The sequence below is a fragment of the Phycisphaeraceae bacterium genome (genome assembly GCA_040222855.1).
GTDB lineage: Bacteria > Planctomycetota > Phycisphaerae > Phycisphaerales > Phycisphaeraceae > Mucisphaera.
Genome location: JAVKCD010000003.1, coordinates 513,785 through 537,721 on the forward strand (window position 1 = coordinate 513,785; position 23,937 = coordinate 537,721).

Sequence of the window (23,937 nt, forward strand, 5' to 3'; positions counted from 1 at the left end):
CAGGGTAGTCAAAGCTCAAGGCGTCGACGCCTCACCCTCACCAGACGCCTCGGGCAACTGCTCGAAGTACCGCTGAATCGACCTGTGATACCGCCTGGGCACACGATCCTCCGCGATCGCCCGCTCCGCAGCGTCCCGCGCCTCTCTCACCGTCGTGTCATGCCGCACCCGCGACTCCGCCTCCGTCGGACCCCCACCCGGACCCCACGACGTGATCACACGACCCGGCCGCACGTCCCGCAGATCCTCGGTCAACTCGGGCGTATACCCCGCCACCTCGCTCTGGGAATCACCCAGCACCTCACTCCCCTCGCCGTAGCCCGCCTCTCGCCCGCCGGTCCCGCTCAACTCACCCGGCTCCATACCACCCTCACCCTCGCCCTGAGCCAGTTGATCCAGAGCATTCAGTGCCCGCTGACGATCTTGAGCCAACTGCTCAGCGCTCTGCTGCGAGCCACCCATCTGCCGCAAACGCTCTTGCGCTGCCGCCGAAGCCCCGCCCTCACCCTGCCCCTGACGGATCGCCTCACTGAGCCGCCGCATCGCTTGCGACATCCCCTCCGTGCTCTCGCCATTCTCCCCCTGCTGCTGGCCCTGCTCCATCTGCTCCTGCGCGGCCTCGGCAAGCTGCTCGGCCATCTGCCGAGCCCGCTCGCGCGCCTGCTCCATCGACTCGCCATCACGCTGAATTTCCCGAGCCAGTTGCTCCGTCGCCATGCGCTGCATCATCTCGGGGTCATACCCCTGCTCACGCATCTGATCGACCTGCTCCTGGCTAAACCCTGCCTCCTTAAGCATCTGATCCACCGCCGCTTCTGCGGTCTCCGATCGCTCCACCTGCTCCTGCGCGATCTCCTCGAGCTGCTCCGACAGCTCCTCCATCTGCTGCGCCAGCTGCTCGCGCTGACCCTCACTCAGGTCCTCGGTCGCCAGCGACTCCTCCATCTCCCGCAGCGCCTTGGCGGCCTCCTCGAAATCACCTCGCCGCAGCGCCTCAGCCAACTCCGTCGCCGCGCCCGCCTCCGGCAGGTCCAGCCGAGACAGATCGTTCTGCAACGACTCCGCCTGCTCGGCCGATCGCTCCTGCGCCGCAGCCAGGTCCTGCTCAAGGTCCGAGACCACCGCCTCGGCCTCTTCACGAAGCTCCGGGCGCTCCAGCCCGGCCTCCGCCAACTCCGCCACCCTCCGCAGCAGATCATCCCGCGTCGTCACATCCTTGAGGTCGCGTTCCTCGCTGCGCAGCTCACTGAGCAGTTGAGCCGCCTCCGCCTCTTCCGCTTCGGCCTCAGGCGTGTTCGCCACCGCCGACGCCTCCGCCTGCGCCTCCGTCTCGAACTCAGCTCCGGGCAGCAGCCAGAACGTCAACCCCACCGCGACCAGCACGCCAGCCAGCCAGCGCCACCCCAGGCCCAGCCCCTGCCGCACCGGCAGCGCACGAGCCAGCGACTGCCCCGCCGCCATCCCCTCAGCCTCATCCATCACCTGCCTCGCAAAAGCATCATCACCCCGACCCAACGCCGACAGATACCGGGCCGTCGACAGTCGGTCCTGCAGCCCCAGCCGATCATCCAGCACCGCAGCCAGCGTGCCAGCGCCCGGCCGCGTCATCCACGCCCACACGCCAGCCAGCACCAGCGCCCCCATCGGGGCAATCGCATGAATCCAGGGCACAATCTCAACCCGCGTCCGCCGATCCACCACCACCACCAGCAGACTCACCAACCCCGCCAAGACCAGCAGCCCCCCGAGACGCCGAAGCGACTCGATCATCCAGACTCGGCGCCGGGCGCGACCCAGCAATCGTTGGACCCTCGACATCCCGGGGTACTCCTACCCCCCATCTTATGACGCCCAGCCCCCCAAAGTTCAATGATCCCGAGATCGGCTCTCTACGAACCCGAAACCGCCGCATGCAGCCGGGCCAGATCATCCAGCAGCCTCAGCGCATCCTCAAGAACCAGCATCGACGACCCATCGGACAACGCCTGCTTGGGATTCGGGTGCGTTTCCACAAATACCGCATGAGCCCCCGCCGCCACCGCCGCCTTCGCCAGCGTCCCGGCTCGCTCCGGTCGCCCCCCCGACGCCTGCCCCTGACCGCCCGGCTGCTGCGTCGAGTGCGTCGCATCAAAACACACAGGCGGGCCCAGCTCCATCATGTCCGCGAACCCGGCAAAATCATTCACCAAGCGGTGGTAACCAAAAAACGTCCCCCGCTCGGTCAACAGAATCTGGTCCTCGCCCGCGCCGGACTCCCGCAGTTTAGTGACCACGTTCGCCATCTCCCCAGGCGACATGAACTGGCCCTTCTTCGCATTCACCGCACGCCCGGTCCCCGCAGCGGCAACCAGCAGGTCCGTCTGACGACACAAAAACGCCGGGATCTGCAGCAGGTCCACCACCCGGCCTGCCGGGGCCACCTGACTGACCTCGTGAATATCCGTCGTCGCAGGAACATTAAGCGCCGCCTTAACCGCAGCCAGAATCTCAAGCCCCTTCTCCAGCCCCGGCCCCCTTGGTGTGTGAATCGACGACCGATTCGCCTTATCAAACGACGCCTTAAAAATGTAACCCAGCCCCAGCGCTCGGCAGCGCTCCGCCACCGCCCCACCCACGTCCTGACAGAGCTGCAGACTCTCCGCCATGCACGGCCCCGAGATGATCGCCAGCGGGCACCCCGGGCCCACCTCAACGCCGGGAAGCCTCAGCACGCCACTCATACCGAACCCGCCGCTTCGGCCTGCCCCAGAATCGCCACCGAAGCCGAGGCCCCGATCCGGTCGGCCCCCGCTTCAATCATCCGAACCGCGTCCTCATACGTCCGGACCCCGCCAGCGGCCTTGATCTTGAGCTGGCCGCCGTGCTTCCGCATCAGCCGGAGCGCCTCCACACTCGCGCCGCCCGCAGGGTGCTTGCCCGTCGAGGTCTTGATGAAGTCCGCCCCCGCCTCTCGACACGCGGTGCACGCCGCCTCGATCCGCTTCTCCGCCGTCGCCTCATCGGTATCCTTCATCAGATACGCCGACTCGACGATCACCTTCACCACGACCGACCCCCGCACCGCCCGGGCTGCGCCGATCACCTCGGCCAACTCCACCCGGGCCGACTCGGCGTCGGCCTTCATCAGGTGCGGGATGTACGCCACGATATCGATCTCATCCGCCCCATCCTTCGCGGCCACCGTCGCCTCGATCGCTGCCACACTGACCTTGCACAACCCGCTCGGGAAGTTGGCCACCGCGCAGGTCATCGGCGTCTTTCCCGACAGCCGCTCGGCCACCCGGGCCACATAACGCCCTGAGACGCACGCCGAAGCGAACCCGTGCTCGATCGTCTCGTTCACCAGCCGCTCGATCGCCGCGGGCTCCGCCTCAGGGTTCAGGTTCGTGTGATCAATCAGCGACGCGAACTGCAACGGCAGACTCCTCATCAAAGGTCGTAAAAAACGATTCGAGCACCGCATGGTATCGCTCGGGGTTCACTACGGCCAAGTCCAGATGCCCCCCGCCCTCAAACACCTCCAGCCGCCCGCACTTCGCCGCCTCCGCCAACTCTCGACCGGCCTCCACCGGGCAAACCCCGTCGTCATCGCCGTGCATCACCAGCACCGGGACATCAAGCCGAGCCACATCCCGGGCATTCTCGATCTCCGTGACACCCGGACACAGCAGCGGCCGGAGCACCCGCGCCAAAAAAACAATCGAGTTCGCCGGATACCCCATCACCTGCAGCATCCCGTACATCGGCTGCCACCACAGACGATAAGGACCATCCAAAACCAGCCCCCGCACCCAACCACGGACCGATGGCAGCAGCGACGCCCGCACACTCACCGTCCCACCCATCGAGTATCCGGCGAGCACCAATCCACGTCCCTTGATCGCCTCCGGCAGCTGAGCGATGATCTCCGCCAGGTCATCCGTTTCCCGCAAGGCGAAACCCAGCTTGTGATCCGTCGAGTCGCCGTGCGCCGCCAGGTCGTAGACCACCACCGCCGAGGCGTGGGGCGCATACACCATGGAAAACATCATCGAACCGAACCGGCTGTCCCCAAAACCGTGCGTGATCACCACCGCCGGACGATCGGGACGACCACCCTTGATAATCCAGCCCGGCGTCTCGGTGCCTCGCGCAAACCGGAACACCACCCCGTCGCCGTGCAACCCGTAATCCCCGAGCTCCACAGGTATACCCTGCGCGATCGCCATCGCCCTCCGCCACCGGGGCGGATGCCGCAGGCGCCAGAACACGTACAACGTCGTACCCACCCATAACACCAGCAGGCCGGTGGCCAGCAGGATCAAAAGGCCAATCATGCCCCTAGCATAGAGAACCACCCCGCCTGGAGCACCTCATGCATCAGCAAGCCGCCACCTGGCTCAACCACGCCATCGACCAGGCCATGAAAAGCCGCGACGAAGGCGGGATCCCCATCGGATCGGTCCTCGTCGATACCAAAGGCGACATCGTCGCCGCGGGACACAACCTCCGCGTCCAGACCGGCGACCCCACCGCCCACGCCGAAGTCGCCTGCATCCGTAGCGCCGGGAGACGACGCGACTGGAACACCCTCACCCTCGTCTCCACCCTCAGCCCCTGCATCATGTGCTCAGGCACCGCGATCCTGTTCCGGATCCCCCGGGTCGTCATCGGCGAAAACACCACCTTCGTCGGTGCCGAAGAACTCATGCGCTGGAAAGGCGTCGAACTGATCACCCTCCACGATGACCGCTGCATCGACCTGATGCGCACCTTCATCGACACTCAACCCGACCTCTGGAACGAGGACATCGGCGACTGAGAACAGGTCTAAAGCAGAAACCCGAGGACCAGACCAGCATTTCATCCTCCCCGGGGATTTCCACTGGCACATCTAGATCCATCGTATAACCTTGCAAAAGACTCGGCCTGTCGGAAATCAATACCCATTCACGTCAACGCTGGTGTCTCTTTTTATGCCCTCCAAGCGCCATGCCTTTACCCTGATCGAGTTGCTGGTGGTGATCTCCATCATTGCCCTGCTCATCGGTATCCTTCTCCCGGCCCTTGGTCAGGCGAGGAAGACCGCTCTCGACGTCCAGTGCAAGGTCAATGGCCGCTCGCTGATGCAGGCCTACGCCGTTTATCTGGTCGATTTCGACGACTACATGCCCCTCTACGGCATCTACGCTGATCGCTACCAGGCACTCCCGGTAGCCAGCCTCCAGAACTTCGAGTACGGCATTTTTCCGGGTGATTTCGACTTCTCCCCAACCGATCGCACGGTCCGCGCCAGCAGGACCCGGATCATCGAGTACGGCGTCCTGGTGCCCTACCTCTCCGACATGCAAAGCATGGTCTGCCCGATGTACGAATCCATCGTCGAAGGCGGTGTCCCCAACGGCACCTCCGCATCCGAACCCGACAACGTCTACTTCTCGTATTCCTATAACTTCAACCTCGATCGCAACCTCAACGATCGAGACAAAGTCGGCGGCTACGAGGGCGAGAAGTTTTCTCGCGCTACACAGATCAAAGACACCACCGGCATGGCGGTCTTCACCGAAGAAAACCCGTGGCCTCACCCCACATTCGCCGGGCAGTACGGTGCCATCAACGATGGCGTCTTCCTTCCCTACGCATACAGCACACTCAAATGGCCAGCGCTCGACACCATCGCGACCTTCCATGGCAGCAAAAACCCCAGCCGCTACAGCGCCGTGGGGGCCAACATCCGTGATTCTGATATCGGCGGAGAGCTGAACTACGGCGTCGGCCATGTCGCTTTCCTCGACGGGCATGTTGAAGCCGTGGAATCCTTCAGATCGATCGAAGTCTGCTTTGATGGCGAAGCGCCCGCGAACGGTCCGGTCGGACGCCGTGGCGGGCAGCGAGGCGGATAAACCTCGCGATCAGTAATCACCCAACGAACAAGGCCGCATCGAAGGCCTTGACCGCGGTGCCTGGGGTGGGCTTGAAGGAGCCGCCGGATTGTACGGTGAGTTCTGTCTCGATCGCACTCAGGGCGACCCGGGTGTCCTCGGCGTCGACGAAGCCCATGTGGGAGACGCGGAACACACGGCCCTTCCACTTGTCGCCGCGGCCGTCCTGCCCGCCGGCGATGTGAACGCCATGGTTGTCGCGGACGGCCCCACGGAGTTTCGAGTCGTCGATGCCTTCAGGGTAGTACGCGCCGGTGACTGAATCCGACGGGCTGTGGCTCGCCAGCGTCAGCCCCATGGCCTTGAACGCCGCGCGCGTCGCCGCGGCGAGCCCGCCTGTCCGGCGGTGGACGGCCGCCAGCCCCTCCTCAAGGATCATCTCGCAGGCCACCTTCTGGGCCCGGATCAGCGAGACCGGGGGCGTGAACGGGACATCGTTCTTGGCGTGGCTCTTGAGCCATTTTCGCAGGTCGAGGTTGTAGTAGGGGCCTGGCTGAACCTCCTCGAGTCGCGCGATCGCGCGTTGGCCCAGGCCCACAAACCCGAGGCCGGGCGGGAGCATCATGGCTTTCTGGGAACCGGTGACGAGCACGTCAATGCCCCAGGCGTCCATCTCGACGGGCATCGCCCCAACCGAGGTGATGCCATCGACGATCAGGATCGCATCGGTTTTCTGCACGATCTCGGCCAGCCGTTTGGCGTCGCAGACGGTTGCGGTGGAGGTCTCGCTGTGGACGACGGTGACGACCGAGATGTCGGGGTGGTCCTTGAGGGCCTGCTCGACCTCAGCGGGATCGACGGCGTGGCCCCAGGGGACGTTGATCCGGACCTGGGTGGTGCCGAGGGCCTTGGCGTAGGCGTCGTAGATGTCCTGCCAGCGTTCGCCGAACTTGCCGGCGGCGATGGTCAGGGCCTTGGACCCCGGTCGGATCAGGGAGACCTGGGCGGCCTCGTAGGCCGTGGTTCCCGATCCGGCGATGCTCAGGACGGGGCCCGCGGTGCAGTAGACCTGCTGGAGCATGCCTGAGAGGTCGGCGAAGATGGCCTGGAACTGCTTGGTGCGGTGGTGGATGATGGGCAAGGCCATCTCCGTCAATACGCGGGGAGGCACGGCGGTGGGTCCTGGTGTCAGGAGTCGCTGTTGGGGCGCAGTGGCCGTCGTCATGGCAGGCTCGATTCGGGTTAGCGATGAGTGGAGGGCTCGAGGTTGATGGCCAGCGGAAGGCTGGACACCCCTTAGCGACGGGATTGTAGCAGCCCCGCGTCGGCGGTCTCGGTGTATCGCGGCTTTAGCAGCCCTGCAGCGCGAGCATCGCCTCATCGAGCGTTCCGACCACGGCGAGGTCCGCGAGGGCGCGCGCACGGGCGAAATGGGTGTCGAGGAGGTGGTTAAAGAAGGCGATGAGGGGGTCGTAGAAGCCCTGGTGGTTAAGCAGGACGATGGGTTTGTCGTGGTAGCCGAGGTAGCGGAGGACGAGGATTTCTGAGAGTTCCTCCAGGGTGCCTAGCCCGCCGGGGAGGGTGAGGAAGGCGTCGGCGCGGCGTTCCATTTCGGCTTTTCTGGGTCGCATGTGGTCGGTCCAGATGAGCTCATCTGCTTGCTGGTAAGCGACTTCGGTGATGCGCATGGACTCGGGGATGACGCCTACGACTGTTCCGCCACGGTCGTGGACGCCGCGGGCGACCTCGCCCATTAGGCCGACGCCGCCCCCGCCATAGACCAGGCGGTGGCCGTCCTCGGCGAGTCGTCGTCCGACCGAGCGTCCGAGGTCGAGAAAGCCCTGATCGACGTCGCCGGACGCCGCGCAATAGACACAGATGTTGAGCGTTCGGTCGTTCATGACTGCAAAAGCGTACGAAAAGCGCGCACAACGTGCCCAAAACGGCTCCAAACGACAACCAAATGTGCGCGCGCCGTGGCTAACCGGCGTTGACCGCGATAGAGTCAGGTTTCTTAGGATGAGCAGGACTTGGGCACATCACCACCATCATCAGCCGCGCACGCCACATCCGATGGGCCCTCGAATCTGCAACTGATCTGGCGTCTGCTGGGGCTGGCGTGGCGGTACAAGTTTGGCTCGCTGGGGGTGGTGGCGCTGGAGATCGTGCTGTTGGCGTTGACGCTGTCGGGGCTGGGCTTTGTGGGTTTGACGCTGGATGTGCTGGGGCACGCGATTGGTGTGCTGGATCGGGCGCCTTCGTGGCCACTGGGTTGGCATCCGCCTGAGGATTGGGGGCCGATGACGCTTTGTCTGGTGCTGGCGGGGGCGATACTGGGTATTGCGGCGGTGCGTTTTGTGCTGGAGCACATCTCGACGGTGCAGAAGTCGCTGCTGGTGCAGGGGATCATCGTGGACCTGCGGTCCGAGGTGTATGACAAGATCCAGCGGCTGAGCTTTCGGTTTTTCAGCAAGAACCCGTCGGGGTCGATCATCAACCGGGTGACGGGTGATGTGCAGGCGGTGCGGCGGTTTATTGATGGCGTGATCATCGAGCTGATGCTGATGGCGCTGGCGCTGGTTTTTTATCTCGTGTACATGCTGCAGATCCACGTCACGTTGACGCTGGCTTGCCTGGCGACGACGCCGATCCTGTGGCTGCTGACCGGGATGTTCTCCAGGCTGGTGCGGCCGGCGTACCGGACGAATCGCGAGTTGTTTGACCACTCGATCACGGTGCTCTCGGAGAACGTGCAGGGGGTGCACGTGGTCAAGGGGTTTCGGACGCAGGACCGGGAGATTGAGAAGTACCGGACGGCGAACCGGGACGTCTATGAGCAGAAGAACTGGATCTTTCGGCAGATCGGGAACTTTATCCCGCTGATCAGCTTCATTCCGAATCTGAATCTGATGATTCTGCTGTGTTTTGGCGGGTATCTGTTCGCTCAGGGCGAGATCGCTTTTGGTGCGGGGCTGGTGGTTTTTTCTCGACTGCTCGAGCAGTTTTCGGGTCAGGTAGGGAACATCGCGCAGGTGGCCAACGCGATGCAGCAGTCACTAACGGGTGCCCAGCGGGTGTTCGAGGTGATTGATGAGCCGGTGGAGATCATGTCACCGGCTGAGCCGGTGCGTATCTCGAAGCCAAAGGGTCGGGTCGCTTTCGAGGGGGTGCGGTTTCAGTACGAGCACGATCACAGCCCGGTGCTCGACGGGATTGACCTGATCGCGGAGCCGGGTGCGTCGGTGGCGATCGTGGGAGCGACGGGGTCGGGCAAGTCGACGCTGCTGAATATGATCCCGCGTTTCTATGACCCGACGGTGGGACGGGTGACTCTTGATGGTCACGACTTGCGTTCGCTGAGTCTGGATGACCTGCGGCGGTCGATCGGTGTGGTGTTTCAGGAGTCGTTTTTGTTCTCGACGACGGTGGCGGAGAACATTGCGTTTGGTCATCCCGAGGCGACGGACGAGCAGATCGTCCGGGCTGCGGAGATCGCTCAGGCCAGTGATTTTATTGACAAACTCGACCGCGGTTACCGCACGATTCTGTCTGAGGGTGGGGGCAATCTCTCGGGCGGTCAGCGTCAGCGTCTGGCGATTGCGCGGGCGGTGCTGCTTGATCCGGCGATCTTGATCCTCGATGACCCGACCTCGGCGATCGATCCTGAAACAGAGTCGGAGATCCTTTCGGCGATGCACCGGGCGATGTCGGGTCGGACGACTTTCACGGTCGCGCACAGGCTGTCTACTCTGAAGCGAGCCGATCTGGTGGTCGTGCTCGACAAAGGTCGGATCGTGCAGTCAGGCACGCACGATGAGTTGATGGCGGAGGTCGGTCATTACTTCGAGGCGGCGAATCTGCAGCTTATTGATGATGAGAGCCAGCGGTTGCTGCGTGAGACCGAGGAGGCGCGGACATGAGACGCAAGCCGACCCTCGACATTGAGAACGCCCGGCGGGCGATCACGCGACGGACTGCGCTAGACGGGGAGAACGAGCCGAAGCATCGCCCGCTGGATTGGGCTCTGATCCGGCGGCTGTGGGCGTATACCGCGCCTTATGCGGGGCTACGGAACACGCTGATCGTGCTGGTGCTCTTGCGAGCGTTGACCATCCCGATCACGGCGACGCTGCTGGCTTATGTCCTTCAGGGGCCGATCCAGCAGAAGGACGTGCCGGGCATCATCTGGGGATCGATTTACTTCATCCTGTCGGCCGGCTTCACGTCGTTTGTGTTTCGGTACCGGATGATGCTGGCGCTTCGGCTTGGCGAGCGGGTGATTCACGATCTGCGGAACGATATTTTTGATCATCTTCAGCGCCTGTCGATGCGGTTTTACGACCGGACGAAGCTGGGTCGGATCATCTCGCGGATGACCTCGGACGCAGAGGCGATGCGGATGGGTGTGCAGGATGTTTTCTTTGTCTCGCTGGTGCAGCTTGGTCAGATGCTGGTGGCGACGGTGATCATGGCGTGGATCGACATCGGTCTGTTTCTGGCGCTGGCTGTGATGGCGCCGGTTCTGTGGTTTGTGGTGCGGTACTTCCGCAACCGACTTACGAATGTCTACCGGCAGATCCAGGAGTCGTTCTCGCGGGTGACCTCGACGCTCGCAGAGTCGGTTAATGGGATCCGGGTCACGCAGAGTTTTGTGCGGCAGGATGTGAATGCGGACTTGTTTGCTGACCTGGTTGAGGATCACTCGCTGCATCACAACCGTGAGGCTCGGTTGCGGGGTGTGTTTCTGCCGATGCTGGAGCTGAACAATCAGTTTTTTATCGCCATCATTCTGGCGCTTGGAGCGGTGCAGGTGTTGCGGGGCGAGTTTTTTGCGCCTGAGACGCCCGAGCGGGCTTACGACGCGGTGGTTTACTTCTTCTTTTTGGCCCCGCTGTTTTTTGGTCCGGTGACGGCGGTGGGTCGGCAGTACAACACCGCTCTCGCGGCGATGGCGGGTGCCGAGCGTGTGTTCTCGTTGCTCGACACCGAGCCGGAACCGCTGGACGACGCGGATGCCAAGGTCGTGCCGACGCTGTCGGGGCATGTTCGTTTCGAGGATGTGACGTTTGCCTATGACGCGGATCGGCCGGTACTGCACGGTATCAACTTCGAGGTGACGCCTGGGCAGATGATTGCGTTGGTTGGTGAGACCGGGTCGGGCAAATCGACGGTCGTCAAGCTGATCTCGAAGTTCTATGTGCCGACATCGGGGCGGGTGCTTCTCGATGGGGTGCCGACGCGAAAGATCACGACCGACTCGCTGGCGATGCATCTTGGGATCGTGCTGCAGAACAACTTCCTGTTTACCGGAAGCGTGATGGACAACATCCGGGTGGGTAAGTACGACGCCAGCGATGATCAGGTGCTCGAGGCGGTGCGTCGGCTGGACTGCCTGGATCTTCTTGAGGCGCTGCCGGATGGCCTTGGTACGGATGTTGGTGAGCGGGGCGGGAACCTGTCGCTGGGCCAGCGGCAGCTCGTGTGTTTTGCGCGGGCGATGCTGGCGGACCCGGCGATCCTGATCCTGGACGAGGCGACCTCTTCGGTCGATACGATCACCGAGGCGCGGATCCAGCGGAGTCTGTCTCGGCTGCTGGCGGGTCGGACGAGTTTTGTGGTGGCGCACCGGTTATCGACGATCCGGCACGCTGACCTGGTGCTGGTTCTGGATAACGGGAACATCGCTGAGCGCGGCAGGCACCACGAGTTGCTGACCCAGGATGGGCTGTATGCGCAGCTGTACCGGCAGTTTGTCCGTTCCGGCGTCTGAAGCCCCAGCTATCGACCCGTATCGCCCTCACCTACAATCCAGCGTATGAGCATGCCTGAAGCCACCCGGACCACGATCCGACACCTCCGCCACTGGGCTCGTGACGGCGAGACGTTCGCGATTCTCACGTGCTATGACGCCAGCATGGCCCGTTGGCTGGCTCGGGGGGGGATCCGGGTGATGCTGGTTGGGGACACGGCGGCGCAGACCATGCTCGGTTACGACTCGACGCTGCCTGTCTCGATGCCGTACATGGTCGAGATCACGCGGGCGGTTCGGCGGGGTGCCCCGAATGTCTGTCTGATGGCGGATATGCCGTTTGGTTCTTATCAGTGTGGGGATGATGAGGCTGTGGCGAATGCTGCTGCTTTCCTGAAGGATGGGGACGCGGACCTGGTCAAGCTGGAAGTGGATGAGACGTATGCCCCGTTGGTTGAGCGGATGACTCGTGCGGGGATCCCGGTGGTGGCGCACATCGGCAGCCGGCCGCAGACGTATCGGTCGTTCGGGACGCCGGTTGTGGCTGGCCGGGATGAGCGGGTGGCGCAGCTGCTGGTGGAGACGGCTCAGAAGATGATCGACGCGGGGGCGGTCGCCTTGCTGGTCGAGGCGGTGCCGGATGGGGTGACTCGGCGGATCGTGGATCTGGCTGTGCAGCCGCACACCGGGCGGCCGGTGCCGGTGATCGGCTGTGGTGCGGGGCCGGGCTGCCACGGTTATGTGGTGGTGCTTCATGATCTGCTGGGGCTGACGGATCACCAGCCGAGCTTCGCGCGGCCGCAGGCCGACCTGGGCAGGCAGATTCAGGACGCGGCGAGCGCCTGGCGCAAGCGGGTGAACTCGGGCGACTATGTACGTGAGGGCGGGCCGTATGGGCGTGAGTGAACCCGGCCGGTTCTGTGTGCGTATGCTTCTTACGAACTCAACCAACCGTTTCAAGCCAAGCAGGAGTCTGGACGTATGAGTCAGTTACGCTGGTACGGTCCCTCATTGATCCTCATCATCGCCGCAATGGCTGTCATGATCTTTGGACCTACGACGGCCCGGCAGATCGTGCACGCTCAGGAATCGGAGCGGATCATTCTCGCCCGGGAGAGTCTTGAGAGCTCATCGGTGCTGATGGAGTTGTCGGAGGCGTTTACTCGGGTCTCCGAGGCGGTGGAGCCGTCGGTGGTGAAGATTGTGGTGCTGGCGCGTCAGCAGTCGTCCACGTTGAACCGGCCGGGCAACCCCGACCTGAGGGATTGGTTCTTTAATCGGCCCGGTCAGTCGCCGCCCGACCCTCGTGAAGACGAGGAGGAGGACCTGAACCGATTTAATGCGCCGACGGTGATTGGTTCGGGTTCCGGCTGGGTTTATGACACTGAGGGTCACATCATCACCAACAACCACGTGGTGGAGAGTGCCGATCAGGTGCGGGTTGAGTTTGCCAATGGGGACACAATCGAGGCCGAGATCGTGGGTACGGACCCGCGGACGGATATCGCTGTGCTCAAGGTGGATGCTGACTATCTCCACCCGGCGGCGATCAACACACAGCCTGTCCGGCAGGGGGAGATGGTGTTCGCGTTCGGTTCGCCGCTGGGTTTTGATTTCTCGATGTCGCAGGGCATCGTCTCGGCAACGGGTCGGCAGCTCGGCATTCTCCGCAGGGGACGCAACTCCGGTTACGAGGACTTCATCCAGACTGATGCGGCGATCAACCGGGGTAACTCGGGTGGTCCGTTGACGAACGTGCACGGCGAGGTGGTCGGGATGAATACGGCGATCGCGTCGCGCACGGGCGGGTCCAACGGCGTTGGGTTCGCGATCCCGTCGGAGATGATCCTCGATATTGTCACCAAGCTGATTAGCGATGGTCGGGTGTCGCGGGGGTTCATCGGGGTGCGGATCCGAGACATCACCGAGCCGATGGCTCGTGCTTATGGCCTCGATTCAACGAGCGGCGCTTTCGTCGAAGACCCGTTGCCTGGCAGCCCTGCTGAGGTCGCGGGGCTTGAGCCGGAGGACATCATCACGGAGATCAATGGCTCGCCGATCGATAACGCTGACGATCTGCGTTTCCGCATTGCGCGGATGGGGCCTGGGACCGATGTCGATCTGGGCGTTTGGCGTGACGGCACGACGCTGACGATTACCGTCACACTCACCGAGTTCCCCGAGCAGACCATCCGGACGGCTTCGCGTCCCGAACGGGAGCTTGAGGAGATGCCCGAAGCACGGGAGCTGCTGTTTAGGCTGGGGATTCAGGGGATTGCCCGGTTCACGGCTGAGGACGCCCAGCGGATGGGTGTGGACACCGGGGCGGGCATACTGGTGACGTTTGTCCGCGGCGGTTCGGTCGCCGCAGCGCAGGGTATCACGCGTGGGACGGTGATTCTTGAGGCGCAGGGGCAGCCGGTCACCCGGCTCGACGAGCTGAGCCCGCTTATTGAGGGGCTTGGTGCGGGCGACGTGATCCGGCTCCGGGTGACGGACCCGAGGCAGTCGGGAGACCCCACCTTTGTGTTTCTGGAAATCCCCGGCGAGTGATGGTCTCAAGCCATGTTTCGGGCATGGGGTTATCATCTCCCGCATGCCAGAAGCGACCGCCCAGGCCAACGGACACTCTGCAGGCAATCCCGCCAGCGCGCCGCTGCTGAGCGTGCGTGACCTTAAAACTCACTTTCCGGTGAAGCGCGGGCTGCTGCGTAAGACCGTCGGGCACGTCCGGGCTGTCGATGGCGTGTCGTTTGATCTGGCGCCGGGTGAGTCGCTTGGGCTTGTTGGGGAGTCGGGTTGCGGGAAGTCGACGGTGGGGCGTTCGATACTGCGGCTCATCCCGGCGACCTCGGGCGAGGTCTTCTACGAAAACAGCAACGTGTTTGACGCCTCGTCGTCGGAGATGCTCAAGCTCCGGCGGCAGATGCAGATCATTTTTCAGGACCCGGTGGGCTCGTTGAATCCCCGGATGCGGGTGGCTTCGATCATCGGCGAGCCGATCAAGGTCCACGGGCTGGCGAAGGGCTCCGATCTTGATGACCGGGTGGCGGATCTGCTGAAGCACGTCGGGCTCACGCCCGATCACGGTCGGCGGTATCCCCACGAGTTTTCGGGCGGGCAACGCCAACGCATCGGCATCGCTCGGGCGCTGGCGCTCAAGCCCAAGCTGATCATCTGTGACGAGCCGGTTTCGGCGCTGGATGTGTCGATCCAGGCTCAGATTCTCAACCTGCTCAACGACCTGCAGGACGAGTTTGGTCTGACGTATCTGTTTATTGCACACAATCTCGCGGTGGTCGAGCACTTCGCGGATCGTGTGGCGGTGATGTATCTGGGCCGGATTGTCGAGTTGGCTGATCGAGACACGCTTTATCGCAACCCGATGCATCCGTACACGCGGGCGTTGCTCTCGGCGGCTCCTGTGCCCGATCCCAAGCGGGTGCGGAACCGGATCATGCTCGAGGGGGATGTGCCGTCGCCGATCGTGATGCTGGGCGACGACGAGAGCCGCACGAAGAACCGTGGCACAGCGGGCGAGCGTACCGAAGGCGGCGTGACTTTCCTCTCGCGGGACTCGCTGCTCGACCGCCCGCCGCTGCAGGAGGTCCCCGGCGAGCCGGGGCATTATGTGTCGATGGAACAAGACCTTGCGCACGCGTGAGGGGCGTTCAGATCAGGCCGCTTTGACCCGGTGCCTGCCCTTGTTACACTGTTTGGCTCGACCGACCCCAAGGAGATCCCCGTGGTCCGACTTCGTCTCAAGCGCTTTGGCCGTACTCATCATCCGTTCTACCGGCTTAACGCCATGGACATCCGCACCCGTCGTGATGGCCGTGAGATCGAGCAGCTCGGGCATTACGACCCTTGCAATAAGAACGAGGACCAGCAGTTCAAGGTTCAAGAGGACCGGGTGCGTTACTGGTTGAGTGTCGGGGCCCAGCCGAGCGAGACGGTGGCCAACCTCCTGAAGAAGGCTGGCATCGATCCGACCCCGGGCAAGGCCTGACCCCCCCCCGGCCCCCCCGCCCCGCCCGCCCGCTGCGGTCTCACCCCGGCCGCAAGTGTTGGTGCTGGCGGGTTCCAACCGATCGCCCCCCCGAGCCCCGGTCGTTTTTCGGGGCTTTTTGCTGCGCAGCCAGTTATGACCACTCGCATCGACATTTTGACGCTCTTCCCAGAGATGTTCGACGCTGCTTTGGGTTCGAGCATTCTCCGCCGGGCTGCTGAGTCGGTGGCCCATCCGGCGGACCCGAGCCGTGTCCGCGCGCCGGTCGTGAGCTATCACCTCACCAACATCCGGGACCACACTGAGGACAGGCATCAGAAGGTTGATCAGCCGCCGTTTGGCGGGGGTCCGGGCATGGTGATCCAGTGTCAGCCTGTTTTTGATGCGGTCCGTCATGCCGAGGGGCAGGACGCGCGTCCGGCGCGTCGGGTGCTGATGACGCCTCAGGGCCAGCCGCTGACTCAGGCACTCGCCACGGAGCTCTCGAAGGAGCCTCGTGTGCTGATCCTCGCCGGTCACTATGAGGGCATCGACCAGCGTGTGATCGACGCTCTGGACCCGATCACGGAGGTGTCGCTGGGCGACTACGTTCTCTCGGGCGGAGAGCTGCCGGCAATGGTGCTGATTGATGCGATCGTGAGGCTGCTGCCCGGTGCACTCGGCGATGACCAGTCCGCGACGGAGGACAGCTTCACCGGCGACCACGCCAACCTGCTTGAAGGACCGGTCTACACGCGCCCCCGCACCTGGCAGGGGCGGGATGTGCCGGAGGTTCTGCTCGCTGGTGATCACGGCAAGATCGCCGCCTGGCGGCAGGAACAGGCCCTTGTACGCACTCGTGCGCGCAGGCCTGATCTCTTGGGGCACCACACGCCGGGCACGACCGCCCCGCCGGTGGTCCTGCGGACCCCGCGTGCCTCGGACAGCTCAGCCATTCTCGGGCTTGCCGGGACGATTGATCCTGCTGGCGGGCTCGCCGATCGACTCACGGTGCTCTTCAAAGCGGACGAGTTCATCGATTCCCGACTGGCCACGCAGGCCGGTCGCGTCGTCGCTTTTGCCGGGTTGCTGCCAGCGACGCTCGTTGAGGAGCCCTCCCGCAGGGGTCTGCTTGCGTTTCACCCCCTGCTGATTGCCCCGGAAGTCGATGGTGACGCCCTCAGCGCAGTGTTGATTGAGGAACTGACCGCCGCCGCTGACCAGGCAGGGGCGACGGCGACGTTGATCGAATCAGAGTGTGCGCCCGCTGGCTACGCCCCTGCCTCAGACCACCAGATCATCGCTAAAGACCATCTTGAAAAGGGTTTATGGCTCTGTATTCACCGCTCTCAGCGCATGGAGAGCCTCCGGGGCCCGGTCCACTGGCCCCCCGCTGGCGGTTGAGGGCTGCTCGCTGCGGTGGCCTCTGCTGTTTGTCTCCCATGCCCTATCGCGGTACATTATTCGGCTCGCCCGACCCAGAAGGACCCACGCCATGAGCGACGCGATCATGCAGGCCGTGCAGGCCTCACAACTCAAAAGCGACCTGCCCACCGTCAACGTGGGTGACACCGTGAATGTTCACGTGCGCATCATCGAGGGGGCCAAGGAGCGGATCCAGGTCTTCTCGGGTGTCGTCATGAAGCTGCAGGGCAAGGGCCTTGAGCGGAACATGATGGTCCGGCGGATTGTCGCCAACGAGGGTGTTGAGCGAACCTTTCCGCTGCACTCCCCGCGTGTGGCTGCGATCGAGATCCTTCGTCACGGGCACACTCGTCGCTCGCGTCTGTATTACCTCCGGGATCGCGTCGGCAAGTCCCGCCGGCTCCGCGATCGCCGTCGCGGCTTGAAGAACGTCACGGGCGTGATCGAAGCCTCGACCCTCAAGGGTTCCAAGGCCGAGATCATGACCAAGCCAGCAGAGGACGCGAGCTAAAAGCGAGCCCCCCATCCAAGAACAGACCAACGGCCGTCCTCTTGCGGGACGGCCGTTGTCGTGGATGACCCCGACTCGCCGATCTCTTGAGTAACCCGATCGATATGAACCCCTCTGCTACGATCATCACCATGGCCGAACCCACCCCGCCCCAGAAGCCCGAGTCCACCACTTCCGAGCTGCTCGCGGACCGGCGCAAGAAGCTCACGCGGCTGCGTGACGAGTTTGCTATCGACCCCTACGGCCAGCGTGTCGATGGTCTGGTGTCTCTCGACACTGCCCGACACCGCTACGACCCCAGCGCTGATGAGGCTCACAAGGCCAACGCTGATGATGACCGGCGGCCGATGGCCCGTGTCGCCGGGCGTGTGATCCAGCACCGGGTGATGGGCAACCTCATCTTTATGCTCTTGCGTGATGAGTCGGGCGACCTACAGATTGCTGTGAGCAAGAAGGCGGTCGGCCCCGAGACCTTCCGGATGGCCAAGGCCGTGGACCTCGCTGATCTGGTCATGGCCGAGGGCCCGCTGGCCAAGACCAAGACCGAGGAGATCACCCTCTGGTCGACGCGGCACGATGGCGCAGCCGAAGGCGGGTTCGCCGTCACCACCAAGAGTCTGGCGTTGCCGCCAAACAAGTTCCAGGGTCTCACGGACGCTGAGCTGAGGTATCGGAAGCGCTACGTCGATCTATATGACAACCCCGAAGTGATGGGGGTGTTTCGTCAGCGCAGCCGGATCATCGCCAAGGTCCGAACCTTCCTGACCGACCCGCCGGCGCACATCGGCGACGGCTACCTCGAAGTTGAAACGCCGATGATGCAGCCTATCCCGGGCGGGGCTGCGGCGCGACCGTTCATCACCCACCACAACGCGCTGGACCTGGAGTTGTTCCTGCGCATCGCGCCTGAGCTGTATCTCAAGAGGCTGCTGGTAGGCGGGATGCGGCGCGTGTTCGAGATCAACCGGAACTTCCGCAACGAGGGGCTCTCGCCACGGCACAACCCCGAGTTCACCATGCTCGAGCTGTACCAGGCTTACGGCGACTATCAGTCGATGATGGCCCTCACGGAGACCCTCATCAACACGATCGCCAAGGAAACGATCGGGAGCAAGGTCCTGGCGTTCAACGAACAGCAGATCGACTACGCCCTGCCCTTCCGCCGCGCGACCTATCACGAGCTGTTTGAGGAACACAACGGTTTCCCCGCTGGCGACATGGCACTTCTGAAGAACAAGGCGCAAGAACTCGACATCGAGACCGACGGTAAGGACGCTGACCTGCTGCTCTCGGAAGTCTGGGAAGAAACCGTCGAACAACACCTGATCCAACCCACGTTTGTGATCGATTACCCGGCGTCGCTCTGCCCGTTGACCAAGCAAAAGAGTGGCAAGCCCGAGATTGCCGAGCGGTTCGAGCTCTACATCGCGGGGATGGAAATCGCCAACGCCTACACCGAACTCAACGATCCGGATGTGCAGGAGGCCAACTTCCGCCAGCAGATTGACGGTATCGATCATGAGGAGTCGACCTTCCGGAACGTGGATGAGGACTTCCTCGAAGCGCTGCGCGTCGGGATGCCTCCCGCTGGCGGGCTGGGCGTCGGCATCGATCGGCTGGTGATGCTGATGACCAACCAGCGTTCGATCCGTGACGTGATCCTGTTCCCATTGATGCGGCCCCAAGGCGGGAACCGTTCGGCATCGGAACCCATGCCCGAGAACACCGCCAAGGCAGGCGATCCTGCGTGAGCGACCACTCGCCCGAATCAACGGCAGCTGGCGCCGATGACGGTGACAAGGACTCCGGCGTCGCCGGTCTTGTTCTGGGTCTCACCGCTGACCTCGCCGTGACGGTTGCGAAGTTGATCGCCTTGACTGTTGGCGTGCTGGCTTTGATCGGCGTCATCGCCGGGGTGTTTCTTCTTGCGGGGAACCTGCTCTCGGAAGACTACGGCGGCATGGTGCTCTGGGGAGCACCCGTCGCCGCGTTGCTGCTGTTTCTCGTCGTCTCACTCCGAGGCGGGGTGTACCAGCACACGATGGTCCGGCGTTATCTGCGCAGGAGGCTCCCGCCTCTCTTCGCCGCGCTGACGGTCATGCTCTGCACCGCCATGGTGATCATCGTCATCTCGGTGATGGGTGGGTTCATTGATCTGCTGAGCGAGTCCATCCGCAAGCTCTCGGGTGATGTCATCGTCACGTCTTATGCTCAAGAGGGTTTTCCTTACTACGACGCGTACATCCAGCGGATCGAGGCCTTGCCCGAAGTTCGGGCCGCGGCGCCGAGTATTGGTGCTTACGGGCTTGTTCGCTTCAGGGGACAGACCCTGACGGTGCAGGTCCAGGGCATCGACCCGTCACGACTGAATCGCGTGCTCGATTTCGAGCAAACGCTGTACTGGAAGACCGAGGACTATCTTCGTGAGTTTGATGCTTATGTCGATTCCTTCCCGGAGCTCTCGGATCAGGGCCGGGAAGTTGCCAGGCGGCAACGCGAGCAGCTCGAGCAGTCGGACCCGGTGCAAGCGGGTATGACGATGACCCCGCCAGCCACCTGGCAGCTCCCGGAGACTGACCCGCTTCCCGGTCTGGTCATGGGGGTCGAGGTCAACCCGTTTAGTCAGCGCGACCCGACTGGCCAGTATGTCTTCAAAGACCGATCGCTGGAACAGGAAGTCACGCTTACCGTTGTGCCTATCACGCGGTCCGGTGCCTTGCTCGACCCGGCGGTGCGCCGGATGGTCGTGGTCAACGAGTTCAAGTCCGGGCACCACGAGGTCGATGCCAACCGCGTCTACGCTCCCTTCGAGCTCGTCCAGCAGATGCTGCGGATGGACGCTGCGAGCCGTGTGGATCCCGAGACCGGTGAGCCCACCGGCGACATCATTCCGGCGCGGACCTCCGAGATCCTGATCAAGGCCGCGGACGGCGTCAGTCCCGAAGCCGCCGCTGACGCTGTGCGCCTCGCCATCGCCGAGGCACAGATTGACCTGGGATCGGCGCACTCTTTGTATGTGCTGACCTGGCAGCAACGCTACGCGCGCATTCTGACTGCGGTGCAGAACGAAAAGGGCATGGTGACGTTCCTGTTTGTGATCATCTCGATTGTTGCGGTGGTCATGGTCGCGGTGACCTTCTATATGACTGTGCTCTCGAACATCCGCGACATCGGCGTGATCCGTGCGGTCGGGGCTTCTCGGCTCGGCATCCTCAACATCTTCCTCGGCTACGGACTGGCGATCGGCACCGTTGGCGCTGCGCTGGGCTTTGCTCTTGGTGCCTCGATCGTCATCAACCTCAACGAGATTCAGGACGTGATCTACGCGCTGTCGGGCTGGCGGATGTGGGACCCGCAGACGTACTTCTTCGACAGCATCCCGAACAAGATCAACCCGGCTGAAACCCTGGCCATTGTGCTTGGTGCCATTCTTTCCTCGGTCGTCGGAGCGGCTCTCCCCGCCATCATGGCCGCTCGACTCGATCCTGTGGAGGCGCTACGGCATGAGTAAGCTCGCCGCCTCGAACCTCTCGAAGACCTTTCGATCGGGAACCCGGCGGCTGCATGTTCTCGGCGAGGTCTCTCTGGCCGTCGAAACCGGTGAGTGGGTAACGATTCTCGGTCGCTCGGGGTCGGGGAAATCGACGCTGCTGCATCTGTTGGGCGGGCTGGATCACCCTGATGCTGGCAGCGTCGCCTTCGACGATCAGGACATCCGTACGATCGGAATCAACCGTTTTCGCAACACGCATGTCGGCTTTGTCTTCCAGGCGTATCACCTGCTGGCTGAACTCTCGGCGATCGAGAACGTGCTGATCGCCGCCATGATCGGCCCGTCGCCGCTGACCTGGGGGCTCAAACGACGCCGGGCTCGCGCCCACGCCCGTCATCTCCTCGAACGGATGGGGCTTGCGGACCGCATCAACCATCGCGTCGAGAAACTCTCCGGCGGCGAGCGGCAACGCGTCGCCATCGCGCGTGCCCTCATCAACCAGCCCGCCCTGCTGCTGGCTGATGAGCCTACGGGGAATCTCGACGCGCAGACGTCCGCTGAAATTCTCGACCTGATGCGCGATCTTCACGCTGAAGGTCAGACCATCGTGATGGTGACGCACGACCAGACCGTGGCCCGAGCCGCCGATCGACGCCTGACCCTCAAGGAGGGTACTCTGATAGGTAGCCATGAATGAATCACCTGATCCCCTAAGACGTGGCCCCGACGACCAGCCCGGCGATCCTCAGCCCGACAAGCGAGACCCCCTCGCCGTCCCTGGCGACTCGGATCAACCGCAACCCATCGGCGGGCCCGAGCCTGTGGACCCCAACGCCCGTGAGCAACCCGTTGCTCCCGAGCCCGCGTATCAGGGCGAGGTCCAGCGGGATCTTCCGCAGGGCTACGCTTTGTCAGACATCGGTGAATCGGCGAAAGCCTCGACAGCCGATACGCCCGCCGCCGCCGCTCCCGAGATGATCGAGCAGAAGCAGCAGGCTCCCAAGCCATCGAGGCCCATCGGGGTCATGCGCTCCTACGCCGTCGACGCCCTGCGCGGGATCGCCATCCTTGGCATGTGCCTCTCCGGGATCGTCCCCAATGGACTCTGGAACGGCATGTACCACGGCTACTATCCCCGGTTCCTCCCGGCTGAGTATCACCACGATGCGCAGCCCGATCCGGGAGCGACCAACACCGAAGCGCTCGAGGCCTCGCTCGACGTCCCCGTGGTCGATCCGGCCCTCACCGATCAAGCGGCGGAGGTGTGGCCTGCGGTCTCGGACCCCGGAGCCTTCTACGCGGACTGGCCCTCATTTACCTGGGTCGACTGGGTGTTCCCGCTCTTCCTGTTTGCGATGGGGGTCGCGATCCCGCTGGCCTACTACGGCCGCAGGGCCAAAGGCGCATCGTGGTGGGCTTATCCGTTTAGCACGGTCTGGCGCTTCGTTGTCCTTGTCGGTTTCGCCATCTACGTCAGGCAAGTCACGCCCTACTTCATCGATAATCCGCCGACCTTCGGCACCTGGTGCCTGGGGCTCATCGCGTTCCTGATCCCGTTCGCTGTCTTTGCGCGAATCCCCAAGGGCGCGACTTACGGTGCCTGGATCAACCTCCGGCTGCTCGGTGTCGGTGCCGCGATCGCGCTGCTCGCTTATATCAACGGTCGCCCCGGTCACAGCTTTAGCTGGGGCAACTACGACATCATCATCCTCCTGCTGGCCTGGGCCTCCCTGGCCACCTCCCTCATCTGGTATGTGGCCCGCGCCATCCCGGGACTCACCCTCATCATCGGCCTGCCGTTCGCCTTCATCGCGCACCATCAGTCGATGAAAGCCGAGTGGCGTATCTTCTCTCCCAGCCCCGACGGCGTGGCTAACAACATCGGGGACCGGATCAATACCCTTGTCGAGCCCATCTGGTCAGCCCCGTGGCTCGACCTCCGCTGGCTGAATAATCACATCCCCGGCAAGCTCCCCGATGCGCTGCTCGATCTCTCTCCGCTCTACAACTTCGGCTATTTCAAGTTCGTCTGGATCACCGTCGCGGGCACCATCATCGGCGACATCATCATCTCCCGGGCTCGCAAGGCGGCCAATGAGCCCGAAGAGACTGTCGAACGCTGGGGCTATGCCCGCATCACCGCCATCTCGATCCTGATGCTGCTCACCATCATCGGAACCTTTGTGGGACTCAAGGACTACGCCACCCCCTTTGTCGATCTCGGTTTCATCTCGATCGACACGCCTTATGCCTCGCTGCTGGTGCTCTTCCCGCTTGCGCTGACGATCTTTCTGGTCCAGCCCGCGACCGATCTCTGGGACCGTCACGTCCGGGTGCTGACGTGGTGGGGCAGCGCGTGGCTGGTGATCGGTCTGCTGCTCGCCATCGTGCCCTCGGGCGTCGAGACGATGCGTTTCGCCTTCCTCGAAGGCGGGGTCTCCAAGGGTCCGCCCTCGACGCTGAGCTGGTACTGCCTGAGCCTCGGTCTAGGCATTCTGCTCGTCGCCTGGTGGACGATGTGGGTTGATGCCCGAGAGATCCGCTGGCCCCTCGGGCTGCTGATCGCCAACGGCCAGAACCCGATGCTCGCCTACATCGCAATCCGCAACCTGCTCGCGCCCCTGGTCGCGCTGCCGCTGCTGGCGCCTTTCATCTCCGACCCCAGCCTCCAGTCCCTCAACGCCTGGGCCAATGACTACTTCACCCCTGGCGGGCCGTGGTCGCTGTTCCTCTGGGCGCTGGCGCAGACCCTCGCACTGGCCATCGTGGTGTGGGTATTTACCCGCGCGAGACTTGTCTGGCGGAGCTAGAGGCGTATTCAGGCAGGTTTTTTAATCAAAGCAGCGCAGAAACCCCTTGGTGCTCGCGTAAACAACACTTAAAATCCTGACCCGGTATCTAGAAGCAAGA

The 23,937-nt window shown here is 63.4% G+C and carries 20 protein-coding genes; 14 read left to right on the forward strand and 6 right to left on the reverse strand.

Annotation, left to right across the window (positions count from 1 at the left end; translation table 11 throughout):
• Nucleotides 1–15 precede the first annotated feature (15 nt).
• The 4 genes from RIG82_02310 to RIG82_02325 form a co-directional block, all read right to left on the reverse strand.
• Nucleotides 16–1,818: a hypothetical protein gene (locus RIG82_02310; protein ID MEQ9459774.1), complete on the reverse strand. Its 1,803-nt coding sequence runs from the start codon at nucleotides 1,816–1,818 to the stop codon at nucleotides 16–18.
• A gap of 71 nt (nucleotides 1,819–1,889) precedes the next feature.
• Complete coding sequence (gene kdsA, locus RIG82_02315) at nucleotides 1,890–2,720, reverse strand: 3-deoxy-8-phosphooctulonate synthase (GenBank protein MEQ9459775.1); 831 nt, start codon at nucleotides 2,718–2,720, stop codon at nucleotides 1,890–1,892.
• The gene (gene deoC / locus RIG82_02320; protein MEQ9459776.1) at nucleotides 2,717–3,415 is read right to left on the reverse strand and encodes a deoxyribose-phosphate aldolase; all 699 of its coding nucleotides are present in this window, start codon (nucleotides 3,413–3,415) and stop codon (nucleotides 2,717–2,719) included. Before deoC ends, kdsA begins: the two co-directional genes overlap by 4 nt.
• A complete protein-coding gene (locus tag RIG82_02325; protein ID MEQ9459777.1) occupies nucleotides 3,393–4,316 on the reverse strand; it encodes an alpha/beta fold hydrolase in 924 nt (307 codons plus the stop codon). Before RIG82_02325 ends, deoC begins: the two co-directional genes overlap by 23 nt.
• Nucleotides 4,317–4,354: 38 nt before the next feature.
• Here RIG82_02325 and RIG82_02330 point away from each other — a divergent pair, with 38 nt between their 5' ends.
• Both RIG82_02330 and RIG82_02335 read left to right on the forward strand, forming a co-directional pair.
• Complete coding sequence (locus tag RIG82_02330; GenBank protein ID MEQ9459778.1) at nucleotides 4,355–4,801, forward strand: nucleoside deaminase; 447 nt, start codon at nucleotides 4,355–4,357, stop codon at nucleotides 4,799–4,801.
• 154 nt (nucleotides 4,802–4,955) lie between these two features.
• The gene (locus RIG82_02335) at nucleotides 4,956–5,882 is read left to right on the forward strand and encodes a prepilin-type N-terminal cleavage/methylation domain-containing protein (GenBank protein MEQ9459779.1); all 927 of its coding nucleotides are present in this window, start codon (nucleotides 4,956–4,958) and stop codon (nucleotides 5,880–5,882) included.
• A 16-nt stretch (nucleotides 5,883–5,898) separates the two neighbouring features.
• Here RIG82_02335 and RIG82_02340 read toward each other — a convergent pair whose 3' ends face one another.
• A complete protein-coding gene (locus RIG82_02340; protein MEQ9459780.1) occupies nucleotides 5,899–7,086 on the reverse strand; it encodes an alanine--glyoxylate aminotransferase family protein in 1,188 nt (395 codons plus the stop codon).
• Nucleotides 7,087–7,210: 124 nt separating this feature from the next.
• The gene (locus tag RIG82_02345; GenBank protein MEQ9459781.1) at nucleotides 7,211–7,762 is read right to left on the reverse strand and encodes a TIGR00730 family Rossman fold protein; all 552 of its coding nucleotides are present in this window, start codon (nucleotides 7,760–7,762) and stop codon (nucleotides 7,211–7,213) included.
• Between the two features lie 129 nt (nucleotides 7,763–7,891).
• Between RIG82_02345 and RIG82_02350 the strand changes: the two genes are divergently transcribed.
• From RIG82_02350 to RIG82_02405, 12 genes are all read left to right on the forward strand, one after another.
• A complete protein-coding gene (locus tag RIG82_02350; GenBank protein ID MEQ9459782.1) occupies nucleotides 7,892–9,781 on the forward strand; it encodes an ABC transporter ATP-binding protein in 1,890 nt (629 codons plus the stop codon).
• Entirely contained in the window at nucleotides 9,778–11,631 is a 1,854-nt protein-coding gene (locus RIG82_02355; protein MEQ9459783.1) for an ABC transporter ATP-binding protein, read from the forward strand. The genes RIG82_02350 and RIG82_02355 overlap by 4 nt, the downstream gene beginning before the upstream one ends.
• A gap of 45 nt (nucleotides 11,632–11,676) precedes the next feature.
• Nucleotides 11,677–12,516, forward strand: coding sequence for a 3-methyl-2-oxobutanoate hydroxymethyltransferase (gene panB / locus RIG82_02360; protein ID MEQ9459784.1), 840 nt, complete (start codon nucleotides 11,677–11,679; stop codon nucleotides 12,514–12,516).
• A 75-nt stretch (nucleotides 12,517–12,591) separates the two neighbouring features.
• Entirely contained in the window at nucleotides 12,592–14,163 is a 1,572-nt protein-coding gene (locus RIG82_02365; GenBank protein MEQ9459785.1) for a trypsin-like peptidase domain-containing protein, read from the forward strand.
• A 43-nt stretch (nucleotides 14,164–14,206) separates the two neighbouring features.
• Nucleotides 14,207–15,274, forward strand: coding sequence for an ATP-binding cassette domain-containing protein (locus RIG82_02370; GenBank protein MEQ9459786.1), 1,068 nt, complete (start codon nucleotides 14,207–14,209; stop codon nucleotides 15,272–15,274).
• Nucleotides 15,275–15,355: 81 nt separating this feature from the next.
• Nucleotides 15,356–15,619: a 30S ribosomal protein S16 gene (gene rpsP / locus RIG82_02375; protein MEQ9459787.1), complete on the forward strand. Its 264-nt coding sequence runs from the start codon at nucleotides 15,356–15,358 to the stop codon at nucleotides 15,617–15,619.
• A 135-nt stretch (nucleotides 15,620–15,754) separates the two neighbouring features.
• Nucleotides 15,755–17,002, forward strand: a complete 1,248-nt coding sequence (gene trmD / locus RIG82_02380) for a tRNA (guanosine(37)-N1)-methyltransferase TrmD (GenBank protein ID MEQ9459788.1) — start codon at nucleotides 15,755–15,757, stop codon at nucleotides 17,000–17,002.
• Between the two features lie 91 nt (nucleotides 17,003–17,093).
• Entirely contained in the window at nucleotides 17,094–17,534 is a 441-nt protein-coding gene (gene rplS / locus RIG82_02385; protein ID MEQ9459789.1) for a 50S ribosomal protein L19, read from the forward strand.
• Between the two features lie 104 nt (nucleotides 17,535–17,638).
• A complete protein-coding gene (lysS, locus tag RIG82_02390) occupies nucleotides 17,639–19,285 on the forward strand; it encodes a lysine--tRNA ligase (protein MEQ9459790.1) in 1,647 nt (548 codons plus the stop codon).
• Nucleotides 19,282–21,045: an FtsX-like permease family protein gene (locus RIG82_02395; protein ID MEQ9459791.1), complete on the forward strand. Its 1,764-nt coding sequence runs from the start codon at nucleotides 19,282–19,284 to the stop codon at nucleotides 21,043–21,045. Before lysS ends, RIG82_02395 begins: the two co-directional genes overlap by 4 nt.
• Nucleotides 21,038–21,724, forward strand: coding sequence for an ABC transporter ATP-binding protein (locus RIG82_02400; protein MEQ9459792.1), 687 nt, complete (start codon nucleotides 21,038–21,040; stop codon nucleotides 21,722–21,724). Before RIG82_02395 ends, RIG82_02400 begins: the two co-directional genes overlap by 8 nt.
• The gene (locus RIG82_02405; GenBank protein ID MEQ9459793.1) at nucleotides 21,717–23,837 is read left to right on the forward strand and encodes a DUF5009 domain-containing protein; all 2,121 of its coding nucleotides are present in this window, start codon (nucleotides 21,717–21,719) and stop codon (nucleotides 23,835–23,837) included. The genes RIG82_02400 and RIG82_02405 overlap by 8 nt, the downstream gene beginning before the upstream one ends.
• Nucleotides 23,838–23,937 lie beyond the last annotated feature (100 nt).

Excerpts from the sequence above, each read along its gene's own strand:
- RIG82_02310 (MEQ9459774.1), bottom strand. The coding sequence starts at position 1,818 with ATGTCGAGGGTCCAACGATTGCTGGGTCGCGCCCGGCGCCGAGTCTGG.
- kdsA (MEQ9459775.1), bottom strand. The coding sequence starts at position 2,720 with ATGAGTGGCGTGCTGAGGCTTCCCGGCGTTGAGGTGGGCCCGGGGTGC.
- RIG82_02325 (MEQ9459777.1), bottom strand. The coding sequence starts at position 4,316 with ATGATTGGCCTTTTGATCCTGCTGGCCACCGGCCTGCTGGTGTTATGG.
- RIG82_02330 (MEQ9459778.1), top strand. The coding sequence starts at position 4,355 with ATGCATCAGCAAGCCGCCACCTGGCTCAACCACGCCATCGACCAGGCC.
- RIG82_02335 (MEQ9459779.1), top strand. The coding sequence starts at position 4,956 with ATGCCCTCCAAGCGCCATGCCTTTACCCTGATCGAGTTGCTGGTGGTG.
- RIG82_02340 (MEQ9459780.1), bottom strand. The coding sequence starts at position 7,086 with ATGACGACGGCCACTGCGCCCCAACAGCGACTCCTGACACCAGGACCC.
- RIG82_02345 (MEQ9459781.1), bottom strand. The coding sequence starts at position 7,762 with ATGAACGACCGAACGCTCAACATCTGTGTCTATTGCGCGGCGTCCGGC.
- RIG82_02355 (MEQ9459783.1), top strand. The coding sequence starts at position 9,778 with ATGAGACGCAAGCCGACCCTCGACATTGAGAACGCCCGGCGGGCGATC.
- panB (MEQ9459784.1), top strand. The coding sequence starts at position 11,677 with ATGAGCATGCCTGAAGCCACCCGGACCACGATCCGACACCTCCGCCAC.
- RIG82_02365 (MEQ9459785.1), top strand. The coding sequence starts at position 12,592 with ATGAGTCAGTTACGCTGGTACGGTCCCTCATTGATCCTCATCATCGCC.
- RIG82_02370 (MEQ9459786.1), top strand. The coding sequence starts at position 14,207 with ATGCCAGAAGCGACCGCCCAGGCCAACGGACACTCTGCAGGCAATCCC.
- trmD (MEQ9459788.1), top strand. The coding sequence starts at position 15,755 with ATGACCACTCGCATCGACATTTTGACGCTCTTCCCAGAGATGTTCGAC.
- rplS (MEQ9459789.1), top strand. The coding sequence starts at position 17,094 with ATGAGCGACGCGATCATGCAGGCCGTGCAGGCCTCACAACTCAAAAGC.
- lysS (MEQ9459790.1), top strand. The coding sequence starts at position 17,639 with ATGAACCCCTCTGCTACGATCATCACCATGGCCGAACCCACCCCGCCC.
- RIG82_02400 (MEQ9459792.1), top strand. The coding sequence starts at position 21,038 with ATGAGTAAGCTCGCCGCCTCGAACCTCTCGAAGACCTTTCGATCGGGA.
- RIG82_02405 (MEQ9459793.1), top strand. The coding sequence starts at position 21,717 with ATGAATGAATCACCTGATCCCCTAAGACGTGGCCCCGACGACCAGCCC.